15 protein-coding genes are annotated in these 13,255 nt (G+C 45.7%); 9 read left to right on the top strand and 6 right to left on the bottom strand.

Features of this window, described 5'->3' with window-relative positions:
* Positions 1-147 precede the first annotated feature (147 nt).
* Entirely contained in the window at positions 148-1,155 is a 1,008-nt protein-coding gene (locus tag G5S52_RS00590) for an alpha/beta hydrolase (protein WP_165011346.1), read from the bottom strand.
* A 405-nt stretch (positions 1,156-1,560) separates the two neighbouring features.
* On the opposite strand from G5S52_RS00590, the gene G5S52_RS00585 reads away from it, so the two are divergent.
* On the top strand, positions 1,561-1,965 hold the full coding sequence (locus G5S52_RS00585; protein ID WP_002538638.1) for a DUF4332 domain-containing protein: 405 nt from the start codon (positions 1,561-1,563) through the stop codon (positions 1,963-1,965).
* A 69-nt stretch (positions 1,966-2,034) separates the two neighbouring features.
* Here the strand turns inward: G5S52_RS00585 and G5S52_RS00580 are convergent, their stop codons facing one another.
* Complete coding sequence (locus G5S52_RS00580) at positions 2,035-2,664, bottom strand: class II aldolase/adducin family protein (RefSeq protein WP_039849971.1); 630 nt, start codon at positions 2,662-2,664, stop codon at positions 2,035-2,037.
* A 720-nt stretch (positions 2,665-3,384) separates the two neighbouring features.
* Between G5S52_RS00580 and G5S52_RS00575 the strand changes: the two genes are divergently transcribed.
* The 4 genes from G5S52_RS00575 to G5S52_RS00560 all read left to right on the top strand — a co-directional run bounded on the left by G5S52_RS00575 (position 3,385) and on the right by G5S52_RS00560 (position 5,521).
* Entirely contained in the window at positions 3,385-3,609 is a 225-nt protein-coding gene (locus tag G5S52_RS00575; protein ID WP_002538632.1) for a hypothetical protein, read from the top strand.
* Positions 3,609-3,953: a hypothetical protein gene (locus G5S52_RS00570; protein ID WP_165011345.1), complete on the top strand. Its 345-nt coding sequence runs from the start codon at positions 3,609-3,611 to the stop codon at positions 3,951-3,953. Before G5S52_RS00575 ends, G5S52_RS00570 begins: the two co-directional genes overlap by 1 nt.
* A 99-nt stretch (positions 3,954-4,052) precedes the next feature.
* The gene (locus G5S52_RS00565; protein ID WP_165011344.1) at positions 4,053-4,880 is read left to right on the top strand and encodes an AraC family transcriptional regulator; all 828 of its coding nucleotides are present in this window, start codon (positions 4,053-4,055) and stop codon (positions 4,878-4,880) included.
* A 32-nt stretch (positions 4,881-4,912) separates the two neighbouring features.
* The gene (locus G5S52_RS00560) at positions 4,913-5,521 is read left to right on the top strand and encodes a LysE family translocator (protein ID WP_165011343.1); all 609 of its coding nucleotides are present in this window, start codon (positions 4,913-4,915) and stop codon (positions 5,519-5,521) included.
* Positions 5,522-5,569: 48 nt separating this feature from the next.
* Here G5S52_RS00560 and G5S52_RS00555 read toward each other — a convergent pair whose 3' ends face one another.
* Positions 5,570-6,676 carry a M20/M25/M40 family metallo-hydrolase gene (locus G5S52_RS00555; protein WP_165011342.1) on the bottom strand — a complete coding sequence of 369 codons (1,107 nt, stop codon included), beginning with the start codon at positions 6,674-6,676 and terminating at the stop codon, positions 5,570-5,572.
* A 688-nt stretch (positions 6,677-7,364) separates the two neighbouring features.
* On the opposite strand from G5S52_RS00555, the gene G5S52_RS00550 reads away from it, so the two are divergent.
* From G5S52_RS00550 to G5S52_RS00540, 3 genes are all read left to right on the top strand, one after another.
* Positions 7,365-8,159, top strand: a complete 795-nt coding sequence (locus G5S52_RS00550; RefSeq protein ID WP_165011341.1) for a winged helix-turn-helix domain-containing protein — start codon at positions 7,365-7,367, stop codon at positions 8,157-8,159.
* Entirely contained in the window at positions 8,156-8,620 is a 465-nt protein-coding gene (locus tag G5S52_RS00545; RefSeq protein WP_165011340.1) for a hypothetical protein, read from the top strand. Before G5S52_RS00550 ends, G5S52_RS00545 begins: the two co-directional genes overlap by 4 nt.
* A 159-nt stretch (positions 8,621-8,779) precedes the next feature.
* The gene (locus G5S52_RS00540) at positions 8,780-10,249 is read left to right on the top strand and encodes an aerolysin family beta-barrel pore-forming toxin (protein WP_165011339.1); all 1,470 of its coding nucleotides are present in this window, start codon (positions 8,780-8,782) and stop codon (positions 10,247-10,249) included.
* 68 nt (positions 10,250-10,317) lie between these two features.
* Here G5S52_RS00540 and G5S52_RS00535 read toward each other — a convergent pair whose 3' ends face one another.
* A complete protein-coding gene (locus tag G5S52_RS00535; protein ID WP_165011338.1) occupies positions 10,318-10,917 on the bottom strand; it encodes a glutathione S-transferase family protein in 600 nt (199 codons plus the stop codon).
* 9 nt (positions 10,918-10,926) lie between these two features.
* Positions 10,927-11,586 carry a glutathione S-transferase family protein gene (locus G5S52_RS00530; protein ID WP_165011337.1) on the bottom strand — a complete coding sequence of 220 codons (660 nt, stop codon included), beginning with the start codon at positions 11,584-11,586 and terminating at the stop codon, positions 10,927-10,929.
* 122 nt (positions 11,587-11,708) lie between these two features.
* Here G5S52_RS00530 and G5S52_RS00525 point away from each other — a divergent pair, with 122 nt between their 5' ends.
* Complete coding sequence (locus G5S52_RS00525) at positions 11,709-12,566, top strand: LysR family transcriptional regulator (protein WP_165011336.1); 858 nt, start codon at positions 11,709-11,711, stop codon at positions 12,564-12,566.
* 62 nt (positions 12,567-12,628) lie between these two features.
* On the opposite strand, the gene G5S52_RS00520 is transcribed toward G5S52_RS00525, so the two are convergent.
* Entirely contained in the window at positions 12,629-13,252 is a 624-nt protein-coding gene (locus tag G5S52_RS00520) for a LysE family translocator (protein WP_165011335.1), read from the bottom strand.
* Between the last annotated feature and the right edge of the window lie 3 nt (positions 13,253-13,255).

The following is a 13,255-nucleotide window of genomic DNA, read 5'->3' as shown; positions in this document are numbered from 1 at the left end:
GCTGATTATGTATGAGGCTTAAGTGGTCAGACTTTTTAAGTTTGCGAATTTACAGAATTATTTATTGAATTCCCCTGTATAAATCAATGGGCAAATAAAAACGACGAGCTGTAAAAAAAGCTCGTCTTTTCAATATCTAAATAGAATTTACACTGAGGATTTATCCCGAAATACACCACCAATAAATCTAAGACCTCGATAGATTTGTTCAATCACTTTATCTGTGTGTCCACCAGCAAATACGTGGGAAGTAACATTAAGTTGCAGTGTCTCAAACGTCTCAATCATGGCGCTAAAGTTATCTAATATAGGCTCACCGACGGACTCCCCTTCGTTATCGCCTATCTCAGTGTAAATCGGTAAGTCGGCTATTTTCTCTGCCCGGTTTATTGCCATTTCTGAAAGCTGGAAGCTTTCCAATGCAGCGACAATTTGATTGATGTCCTTTGATATATAAAGCAGCGGATTTTCTGGATCAGGTGCAATGGCACGGAGAATCGTGAGATATGCATAAATAAACCATTCCGGTTCACTTCCCCTTGTGAGCTTGGCGAGCTCCTGCTCGAAAAAGTCTGAATGCTGCTGATAGTCATGCCTTTTCATCATCATGCCTGCCGGGCTTAAGCCAACGCAGGTGCGATATCGCTCTGGGAATTCAAAGGCGGCCATCATCGCGCCAAAACCTCCCATCGAATGTCCCATGATCGCTATCTTTCCTGGCTGGGTCCGATAACGGATATCAATTTCCTTAACGATATCCGTCGTCAGGTAATCAAGGAAATTCCCAGATATTGGTGAATTGATATACCAAGAGCCATTCAATGAACTTCGGCCGTCAACAGCCACAACAATGGAAGCCTCAAGATCCCCTTCATCAATAAGTTCATCCAAAATATCGTCAAGGCCAGCTTCGTCATTCAATCCTTCATCAAACCAGGCGCTCGGTTCACCTTCGTAACCATGAAGGACATAGATGACAGGGAAAGTTCGGTTGGTATCGGCATAGTAACCATGAGGAAGATAAACAATGATCTCTCTGTTAGCATTTTCGCCCGCAACGTTGTCTTTTAATGAGGGAGCGTCGAAACTGAATTGTTCAAGTGCGCCGCGCGGCGTTGGGCTCGGGTCGTCCTCAATCTGATAGTCAAATGACATAAATGGATCCTTTGCGATAACGAATACAATTCATCTTAAGTGACTATTTTTTAATGTAAACCGCCTTCATTTTCTAACATCATCTACTGTGATGTTGGCTTCTTTTCCTTGCTACCTTTAACGCTAAAACAAACCTGATAATGCAGGGTACTGTGACTTTGACATCGTTGTGATCACGCGTAAATCAAACCTCCTTATTCAGAGCTCCCCTACCCAGCATTTTCAGGTTATTTGAGCTCAATTGTATTGCCCACCAGCTCTTTCTATCCCAGTACCAAGTTCAAGACACTTTTATGAGGAGTTGCTTGAGTAGATTAAATGAGCCTGTATTTCCACCACCGCAATTCGTCTCTTTTCACTCAGGAAATGCTGGCCTCTCGCTCACTAGTTAAGGAGAAAGAGCAAATGACTAAGCTTGTTGATATCGAAGGTATTGGTGAAACCTACGCGGAAAAACTTGAAGCAATTGGTATTTCAACCATTGAGCAACTTCTGGAAAAAGGCGCTCAACCTTCAGGTCGTAAGTCCATTGCTGAAGACAGTGGCATCAGCAGCAAACTCGTGCTGAAGTGGCTAAACCGCGCTGACTTGGCACGTGTTAAAGGGATCAGTACTCAATATGCTGATCTTCTGGAATTTGCAGGGGTTGATACTGTGCCAGAATTAGCACAGCGCAACGCAGCAAATCTAACCGCGAAAATGGCAGAGGTAAATGAAGAGAAAAATCTCGTTCGCCAATTGCCAGGCGAAAGCAAAGTAGAAGATTGGATAGCACAAGCGAAAGATCTTCCTCGCGCGATCCATTATTAAGATACCCAAACAAAGAAGCTGGCATGATAGCCAGCTTCTATTTAGGATCCTTTCTATATTGTCAGTTTTTTAATGCGCGAATACCGAGTTTATTTCAGCAATTTCTTCGTTGCTCAGATATTGGAAGTTGTCGTTCGCAGCCTGCATTCTCAGTGCTGCAGTCTCTTCCAACTCTTCAACATTACAAAGTGCATCTTCAAGATCTTTTCCCATAACTACTAACCCCAAATTGGCGATTAAAATGGCATGGTGATGCTTGGCTTTCTCTGCCAGATAAAAAGATCCAGAAGATCTAAATAGCGGAATTTTAGGAAGCGTCATCGTTCTCATTGCCACGATAGGAGAGAGAGTCGGCAGTACGTTTTCGACATCCAGTTCGTCTTTCTGAACTAACTTGGAAATATGCTTTGGTGTAATAGTAAATATGGCTTTATGTTTCGGGTTGGCATTATAAATATCTAAGTGATGATCGACTTCCCAACTAGGAGAGTCGCCGGAGATAAGTTTCCCATCAAGAGAGACCACCGAGAAATGCTCTTGCTTCAAACGACCCATTCTCAGCCCATTCGTCGTTACCACGACAGTTCCATCTTCTAATTGAGCCGACAGGTTTCCGGATTCTCCTGTATCGTGTCCTTGCAAAAAGAGTTTACGACCGTAATCAACGAGCTTATTTCGTAGATCGCCTTGCCCAAACATGCCACATCTCCAACAAATTCGCTTCCAGTGCACCGCTGCGTTTTCAAGGTTTGTATGTTCAGAATATTGATCGCTGTAAACGATCAAATTATTTATCACCGAACAATACACACTAACTTATTTACGATCCTTTCTAAGTACAAAACTAAGAAAGGATCCATATCATCACCGGGAAACGATCCTTTTTCCTTTTTGGATGGTAATGATATTGATGTGGCTGGATGCGTTTTTAATTATTTCCTCACCACACTTTGTTATTTTTTATCATTTTGATGATCACGCAACAGAAAATGCGATCTGATCCGTTTTTATTTTATTAATGAGACCTCTATCAACATTTATTAGGCAAATATCACTAAAGTTTTTCTCTTTTCTCATTATTGCCAATAGTTATTGAGAACAATCCATCTTATTTTCTTCGATCATTGAGAGCCTTGTCATCAGTTTTTCATGTCGATATTCCTTAACATTTGGATCTTTTTTACGCCCGATCATTAGATCCATACCAAGAGCATTTGAATGCGTCAGAATGTCTGTACCCAGAGACTAAACGGACAAGTATTAGACAATAGTGCATCCAAACTTCGAATCACTTCACACTTTTATCGCCTTGGCTTCATTTCACCAAGATGGCTCAAGTAGTCTGAAATTCTGTTTGAACGGCGTTTTCATGGGTTTTAACCAGAAAGGATGTACGCCTATCAACCAAGGAAGGTAAATATGGCAGAACAAGAGAACAAACTTTACTGCAGTGATTGCGGGAAAATGACTGCCCACACGCTGGTGCAACTTGAGCCAAGAAAGGCAGAGCCGGATGCAACTTTGTTTCGGCGCGCAACGATAGTGCTTTCGAACTCTATGGATATGGTACTTGGCAGTTCTTATCAGCAATGCGATTGTTGTGGTTCTACATTTGGACACACAGACAGTATCGGTGGCATTTAGTGGATTTAGACAAACTCAGCCAGCATCTAAGGGAAAACGGCTTTAACGCAGTATTGAAAGACGGCAAGGTGCGCGTGAAATGGGGATGGAGTACCTTGCCAGTCACCATAGGAAATGACCCTGTCAGTGGGATCCTGAGTGTTAGTTATAATCAGCTCGCCCAACTTTTTCTTATCGGCCTTTTTTCGTTTATGACCTTTGCTTCCTTTAGCTGGGGATCATTTTTATCGTCAGGCGCCTATTTTTCCATCGCGATGGTCTCTCTCGCCAATCTCTTACTGACAGAGTCGAACGCGAAGGAGCTTCGACAGCATATTCGCCAAATGGTAATACCCACCGAATAGCGCGATAAATAGAAAAATCGCGCAATTTTGTTCAAGTTTTCGTTTCCTCTCCCTTCTATATTCTGCAAAGATGTTAAAGAGATGGATGAGGGAACGGACGTGGACACAGACAATCGCTTCCAGTTTGTAAACAGTGAGCACCTTGAAGGTGTAGCTGTGCTTGACGCAAATATGAGCGACTTCACTTACGACAAACACGCCCACGAAGAGTTTTCTATTGGTGTGACGCTTAAAGGCAGGCAGGATTTTTTCTGTCAGAGCGCTTTCCATAAAAGTCCTGAAGGCGGCGTTATCCTATTCAATCCGGAAGATGTTCATGATGGGAGTTCGGGAGGAGACCAAAACCTCGAGTATTTGATGCTCTATGTCCACCCAGACAGTATTACTGCTCAAATCAAAGCGCTTGGCGTGAAGGCACCATCGTCGCTACGAATCAAAGGCTGCTTACTCAACGATGTTAAACTCCGCAATCAGGCGTTGATCCTTTCCAGCCTGATTAAAGATCCCTCCTGCCATCGTATTGAGCAGCAATCTGCACTCTTTAACCTCTCACATACTCTAGTGTCATTAGCTGGCATGTTAGATGAAGCTAAGCCAACAAACCGCAGAGATACCTTGCTAACACGCGCCAAAGATTTTGTGCAGGACAACCTAGCTAGAGATATCGCCATTGATGATCTTGCTGATGCTGCCAACATGTCAAAGTATCACTTTATCCGTCAGTTTCGGGCACAGTTTGGTATTACACCTCACCAATACGTCATCAATTGTCGTATCAATGGTTCTCGCAAAGCGCTGGAAAGCGGACAGCCCGCAAGCGATGTTGCTCAGGAATTCGGTTTTGCCGACAGTAGCCACTTCAATCGAAGGTTCAAGCGCGTCTATGGTATGACGCCTAAGCAATACCAGCTTCAAATCTCTGACTAACTTCCCTCTCTGAATTCTATAAAGGACTTCCTATGTTCGAACTTTGGGCATATGCCTTTGGCATTATGTATTCTCCAGGCCCTGTGAATCTTCTAGGCCTGAATGGCGGACTTCAAAATCGCACACGAGAGGATCTCGGATTTTTCGCAGGCGTCGCTACCGCAATGCTGATCCTCTTCGTTTCAATGTCACTGGTTGGTGGTACGCTGGTTTCCACCACGTCCCTTCCTTACATCAGCATTATTGGTTGCAGCTATATTCTTTACATCGCGTGGAAGTTGGCAAAGGCGAAAGTGGACATCGATGAGAGTTCACGTAATCAAAATATGATGACGTTCCGCGATGGATTAGTGCTGCAATTGCTTAACCCAAAGGGCATCATTGCGACGCTTCCTATTGTGACGATACAGTTTCCTGCTGCTGGCATCCACGGGATAGAGGGCCTGTTCTGGATTGGGATCTTGACCATACTGGCTTTTGGCGCTCCCGCCTCCTATTCGCTCATCGGCAGCTTGCTTGGCAAACGCATCGCGAACCCCATTTATTTCTGGGTGTTCAATATCAGCATGTCGATGCTGTTGGTCTACGTTGCATTAGACATCGCCCATCAGCAAACTTATCTTCCTTGGTTTGGACAATAAAGGAAGGATTAAAAAATCGCCCGAAGGCGGTTTTTATTTATCAGCCGATTAACGCGTCAGGTAGGTACGCACAAATTCACTGATCGCAATCAGATCTGCAATGGCGATGAACTCTTCTGTCGTGTGCACTTTCGCCATTCCCGTAGAAAGGTTCACGGTTTTCAGGCCTTTCTCGTTGAAGATATTCGCATCTGAGCCGCCGCCTGTTGGTTTAGTCACAGGCTCAACACCGTTGGCTTCGAAGGCTGCTTTGATGGCAACAACGTGTAGATCGCTGTCTGCAATCTGGTAAGCGTTGTAAGAGCGGGTAGACTCGATCTCAATACCGGCACCATGTTTTTCCGCCGCAGCTTCGAAGGTTGAAACCATATGCTCAACCTGCTTCGCCAGCTTGTCATCATTCAGCGAGCGCGCTTCTGCTTCTATATACAGTTCAGGCATCACAATGTTTGTCGCCTGACCGCCACGAACTACACCAATGTTAGCCGTGGTTTCTTCGTCGATACGGCTCAGATTCATTTGGCTAATCGCATCAGATGCTACAGTCAGGGCATTGATGCCCGTTTCAGGCGCAAGGCCAGCGTGCGCCGGTTTACCTTTGATGGTGATTTTCAGGCTTTGCTGACCAGGAGCAGTTGTAATAATGGTGCCGATTGGGCCGCCTGAATCCAGCACGATCGCTTGCTGGGATTCAATTTTGCTCATGTCGAAGTGTTTAGCACCTTCCAAGCCCAGCTCTTCATATACGGTAAACGCAACTTCGATGGTCTTGTGCGCTTCCCCATTTTCCTGAATAGTGCGAACCGCTTCCATAACAGCAGCAATACCAGATTTGTCATCGCCACCCAAAATGGTGTCACCTTTCGAGCGGATAATACCGTCTTCAATCACTGGCTCGATGCCGTTGCCAGGGGTAACAGTATCCATGTGGCTACTGAACACAATGCTGCCTTCCTGCGAGCCTGCCAGCTTGCCATAGATGTTGAAACCGTTAGTGATGTGCTCAGGCACAGGAAGTTTTGTGACTTCAAAGCCCATTTGACCCAGTTGCTCTGCCAGTGTTTCTGCCATGGCTTTTTCATTGCCAGATTCACTGTCAATTTTCACCAGCTCAATAAAATGCTCAACCAGTCTTTCTTGATTAATCTTTGTCATCGGTGTGCGACTTCTTCTCTGCGGGATGAGGCAACACCTTAAACCTATCCCGCAGAACATTTTGATGGGCTACATCAAAGAAAAGGTCGATTTGGTTGTCTATCCGCCGAAATCTTCCAGTTATCAGGTCCGTCGTTACCAAAAGCCTCAACTTGCTCCTTACACATCGGTTTTGTCCATCAAGGTCATCGAAATATCCCTCTTAAAAACAGAAATATTAATGACTAGAATGACATGCAGATAAAAGAACCCTTTTTATGGTGGAAAAGTAAATTTTAGGAATGACATAAAAATAACAAAACCATGACAATGCAGTAGAAATAGAATCTAGAAAAACAGTGTCAGAAGTTTATTTACACACCTTTTCTCGAATTTATGCAAGTAATGGCATTCAGTTAAAACCACATTCGAACCATGCAACAAATTACACCCAACACACTGATAAATATAAGATAATAGACTTATGATTCACCTAGAGATTTTTCAAACACTTAGAGAGATCATGTCATAACCACTTTATTAATATATTAGTTAACAATGAAATTTAAATATAAACACCAAACAAAGAATATATTTTTAACGTTGTAAATTTCGCTTTAACAATCAACTAAAATCCCATATAGATATCCTTTAGGGAGATTCTATCTCTTATGCATTTGTTAAATTTACAATACAAGCAGGAATGCAAATGATAAAATTTGATCCAGTAGAAAACCGGATATTTACTGATACACGAAGTGTGGGTATTGGTCACCGGGAAGGACTGATTCTCGAGTTACTGCTAGAGCGCGCTCCAGATGTGCTCGAGAAGCAAACAATTATTACCCACGCTTGGGGAAACGTCTGTGTGGGTGATACCTCACTGGCCAAATCCATCAGCACTTTAAGGCACGCTTTTTTAAAACTTGGTGTCAAAGAGAGCCCAATCGTTACGGCTCCAAGAGTGGGATATCGCGCACTACCGGGCAGAGTACAATGCATTGAGATTCCTTTGGAAAGTACCGTCGAGCAGAGCCACTCAGAAGCATTACCCAATCCAAAGATGGATCTCGATTCCTTGCCCGAGCAACAACAAGTCGCTTTGGAGAGCAATCATCAAAATAATCAGCTCCCCATCCGCCGTAGCTATATTAAAGCAGCACTCAACGCACTCTCTATCGCCTTGGCATTTACCACACTTGCCACTCTCTCCGTCAAACTGGATCTCGTGCCCTGGCCAGCCTCCCACTTAACATTAACCAAACAGCATGTTGGTGAATTGGTGCTGATTAAATCCCCGTCCGTAAAGCTCTCACTACCTCTCAGGCGATTACTCGCTTCAAACCAGTGTGATTGTGTCGTTTTTGTCGGGCTCGGAGGTGGTGAAAATGAGCTTTCATGGTTCCATCGCCAAGCACAAGACGCCATTAACCTCACTTATCGCTCGGGGCAGTTTCCCGTCGTCGCAGCTCAAATCACTCAATTTGTGGAGCAAAGAAAATGAAAGTCACCATTGCTTTTCTCGTTCTTAGCACTAGCGTGTTTATCGGTGTACTGGCCTTACCCTGGCAACAACAATTAATGTCGGGTCATTACCAGCACTTCCTCGTGCAAGTTCATCCCGATCGCAGTACTACCATTGCCAAAGGCCAGACTGCTGTTGATGGTCGTTCCATCATTCATGTTTCAAGCATAGAAGATGGTAGTACTGAACAAACCAGTTTGGTGAAGCTGACGGGACACCTAGCATCAACACTCGATTCCAGTTTCCTTTTTCAATGTGATGTCGAATTGGTCTATGTCGATAACCTAAACAAGACCACCAATTTTTTGTATGCGACGCCTTACTTGTTTTTCGAAGAGGGAAGCTGTCTGGCAAAACTGGATGTCATCTATGAAGATCCAGAATTCTTACTCATCAAGGATGAAGTCTCCGAGCATACCCAGTTAATTACCCGCTTATGAAGCAAGAGTAAGTTTGAAAATATAATCGTAATACGATGATTTTATTGGTGATTACTTTTCATTGTTTTTCAGTTAGCACCACCCAAGAGCGGTGCCATGCTGACTCTGCGTTACCAATAACGCAGGAACACAACATCTAAAAACAATGGAGAAAAAGCCATGCCTAGAGTCACCCTATCGCTGATCACCCTGTCTCTGTTTTCAGCGTTTTCTACACCCAGCTTTGCGAAGATTTTTCCTGATCAGCTTGTTGTCGACTACCAGGGAGAAGATGTATGTCGCTCTGGTTATCGTCCTATCACACGCAGTGAAGCCACTTTACATCGCGACTATCTGCTATCGAGAATGGGTCAGTGGCAAATTACCGGTTTGAAAGATAACTGGGTCATCATGGGGACTGGACATGAAGGGCGAATAAAACAGGATTTACCCAACTACAGTACGTGGTGCCATCCAACCAACACGGGAAATACAGGGATTCCTGACGTCGCGAAACATACTTTGCCTGAAGGAGAAGAAATCGATATTCAATACAATCTGGTTTCGGATGAAAGCAAGTTTATCCGCCCGCTAAGCAATCTAGCTCACAACTTAGGGTACGCTTGGGTCGGCGGAAACAGTAGCCCTTATGTTGGCAGAGACATGTCGGTCCGTCAGGAAGGTGACAAATGGGTAATTCAAGGCAACAACCGTGGTTCCTGTGACGGGTACCGGTGCGACGAGAAAACGGCTATCAAAGTCAGCAACTTCAACTACACACTGAACAGTGATGATTTCTGGCACGGTGATGTGACTGAGTCCAGCAAGCAGTTGGTAAAAACCGTGTATGTAACGGCTAGAAACCGCAGCGACATTGCACAGCAGGTGGTCATTGACCTTAAAGTGGATGAATCCACCAACTGGTCGAAAACCAACACTTATGGTTTCTCACAATCCGTGCAAACCAAAAACACGTTCCAGTGGCCTTTGGTCGGCGAAACAGAATTGACGATCAAACTGGAAGCTAACCAAAGCTGGGCGAACACCAATGGTGGTGCGACCTCAGAAGCAGTCACGCTTCAGGCTCGCCCTATGGTACCTGCCAATTCTGAGATCCCCATTCGCGTGGAGCTATACCGTTCAAGTATCTCCTACCCTTACCGGTTCAGCGCAGACGTTAGTTATGATGTCGAATTCGACGGCTTCCTTCGCTGGAGTGGTAACGCATGGCATACCCACCCAACCAACCGCCCTACCCACAAACATACTTTCACCATGGGACGAGCCAGTGAGCCTTCTGCCGATATTCGGCACCAGTGGAATATTCGTCATATACCGGGCGCATCACAATGGTGGGATTGGAGCTGGGCCATTCAGGAAAATGGTTTACAGAACATGCAGAGCGTCACCAGCCAAAGCCTTCGTCCGTTCGAAGCTGTTGTTTCCGGTGATTTCTATGCAGAATCCCAGTATGCAGGCACCATCGATATTGGGCAGGCACAATCTATCTCTGAGTCGCGTCGCTCTAAACGCAGTGTGACGGAAACACTTCGTCAGGGTGATATTGAGCTGGAAACCAATTTGGACACTGATGAAATGCGTGCGCTTGGCTTTGGTGAAGTAGAGATCAGCATTCAAGCTGCGCAGTAATGGATATTGTGAATTGAATGAGAAACCGCCGCATATGCGGCGGTTTTAATGTTGGATTTGTCAGAGCTTCAATCGGGCATGCCGACGTAGCGCTCACTGTCGGTGATAGCATTTATCCAACGCAGAATGTTTAGATAGTTTTCCAAGCTGAACCCGCCCTCGTGCGCCACGTGTGTGTAGGCGTATAGCGAGATGTCTGCGATCGTCATGGTATCACCAACAAGGAAAGCCGATTTTCCAAGCTGCTGATCCATCAATTTCAGTGCTTTGTGTCCACCAGCCTGAAGCGAGTGGTATTCATCAAGCCGCTCTGCAGGCATTCCCTGATATTTTTGAATGAAACGGGCTACCGCAATAAAAGGTTCATGCGAGTATTGTTCAAAGAAAAGCCATTCGTAGACTTTGGCTTTCAAGAAGTTGTCAGTCGGCAGATAAGAAGTACCTTCTGCAAAATAGCCCAATATGGCGTTTGATTCTGACAATACACGGCCATCATCCAAAACCACTGCGGGTATCTTCCCATTTGGGTTCACCGCCAGAAATTCAGCCGTTTTCGTCTCGCCTTTCAAGATATCGACATGCTGCCAATCGTGTTCAATATCCAGAAATGAAAGAATCAGTTTCACTTTCAGGCAATTTCCGGACTTCATGTCTCCGTATACAAGCATCCTTTCCTCCTAAACTGTGATCTCTTCGCCCGTTTCTCCCTGCGGAACCACAACCGTGTTCAGCTTGGATTCTTGAATCCATTGCTTCATAGCCGAATCACCCAACACTTTGTCCATGTAGCGCTGCGCTTCAGCGGACACAGAAACCCCATAGGTCAAAAAGCGCAACGCGACAGGTGCATACATCACATCAGCAATCGAGAAGTCACCAAACAGCCAGCCACCTTTATCACCAAATTGTGCCATTTGCTCAGTCCAGATGGCATCTATGCGCGCGATATCCTTTAAGCACGCATCTGAAGGTGAAACGTTGCGGCGCGCACGGATATTCATCGGCATCTCTTCGCGAAGTGCGGTGAATCCAGAGTGCATTTCGGCAGAGAGTGCACGCGCCTTGGCACGATGTGCGACATCTTCAGGCCAGCCTTTTCCGTTGAGATATTGTTCGTTGACATACTCAGAGATAGCCAGAGAGTCCCAAACGGCAACCTCACCATCCACCAGCACAGGGACCTTTCCAGCACCTGAGTATTTTCCCACTTCGGAGTAGAAAGCATCCGTGAACAAATCGAGATCAACTTCTTCAAAATCAATATCAAAGCCTCGGAGAACCAGCCAGCCACGTAGTGACCATGTTGAGTAATTCCTGTTGGCGATTATCAGTTTCATCAGGCTCTCCTTTCCTTTTGCTTTTTGTTGATGTGAACGAGTATGCTCAGAAGCAGGACAGGTTTCTAACGCATAGTTTTGATACCTAGTATTCGATTTCATGATGCAAGGACAGATCGGGAATGGATATCGATTCACTGCGAAGCTTTTTAGCCATCGTGGACACAGGCAGTTTTACCCGCGCCGCGGCACAGATTCACCGCACGCAATCTGCCATCAGTATGCAAATTAAAAAGCTGGAAGAAGAACTTGGCAGTCCGCTGTTTGATAGAGATAAACGGCCACTTACCGTGAGCCTGGCCGGTCAGCGTTTGGTCAGCCACGCCCGGAGGCTGGTTGCCTCACATGACGAAGCATTAGATGCATTCAAACGTGAAGACAATACCCGCCCTATCCGTATCGGATGCCCTGACGACTACGCCCAATCATTGCTGCCTGAGCTACTTGAGGCTTTCAGACAGCAGCTCGGCAAGGTGACCTTTGATGTGCTTTGCGCGTCCAGTGTACGTTTGCGTCAACGACTCGACAGTGGTGATTTGGACTTAGCCATCGTCACCCGAGCCCCCGATTCAGACGAAGGTTGGCTGTTAAAGCATGATAAAGGCGTCTGGGTATGTGGGAAGGACACAACACTGGTGGAGCGCCGCCCCCTGCCAATGGCACTGTTTGATAAGAGCTGTAAGTTCCACACTACCGCACTCGATGGACTCGGCAAGTTTGGTATTGATGTCGATTTGGTCGCCTTCACCACCAGTGCTTCAACCTTGGTGGGCTTGGTACGAAGCCAACAAGCACTTTCCGCGATGGCGACGGGAAGCGTACCACCAGATCTAAAGGTGCTTTCAGGCGCTAATTTACCGCCACTCCCTGCCATTGATATTGTGATTGTTTCAGCGACCCACTCACATCCAATGATTACGCCATCTGTGATTTCCTCCATTTCACATCAGTTCACGGCTTCTCAGACCAAAATTGCTTAATGGGAATCAAGGGAACAAAAAAAGCAGCCCTTAGGCTGCTTTTTACTGTCGAATTCTTAAACTTACCGGCTGACGGCCAAATAGGCACCCGCACCAATCATGATAGAGCCGGCACTTCGATTCATGCGCTTAATGGCTTTCTCAGTTTTCAGTAGCTTGGCGGCTCTGTCTGCACAAACAGCAATCAGCATCGCGCCACTCATCAAAGCAAAACCTGCCAGCACATTCGCCAACACCACATCACCCATACTCAGAATCGTCAGGTCCATAAAGGTCGGCAGAAACGCGATATAGAACAGGATCACTTTCGGGTTAGACGCTGAGATCAGAACACCTTGCATATAGTCAGCCATCACACCTGAAGATTTCTTGGCTGGCTTCTCAGTAAGCTCGGCCGCTTGTGGCAACGCCTTAAACATCTTGTAACCAAGGTAAATCAGGTACGCCGCGCCGACATAGCGAATAATGGTAAACAACGTCGCGTAGTTTTCAGCGATCGTTGCCAAACCAAAACATGCCAACGTCAGGTAAATAAGGTCACTTGTCACCATCCCTGCCGAAATTGCCACACAATCACGCCAGCCTGATATCATCGCCCGCGCCAGAATCGCAAAAATGCCCGGTCCCGGTGTGATAACAAAAATGAAGATGGCGATGGTGAATGTAATCGCGCCTTCCAGTGTCATTTT

Source organism: Grimontia sedimenti, assembly GCF_011045095.1.
Taxonomy (GTDB): domain Bacteria; phylum Pseudomonadota; class Gammaproteobacteria; order Enterobacterales; family Vibrionaceae; genus Enterovibrio; species Enterovibrio sedimenti.
The sequence above is the reverse complement of the archived record's forward strand: the minus strand, read 5'-3'. Positions and strand labels throughout refer to the sequence as shown.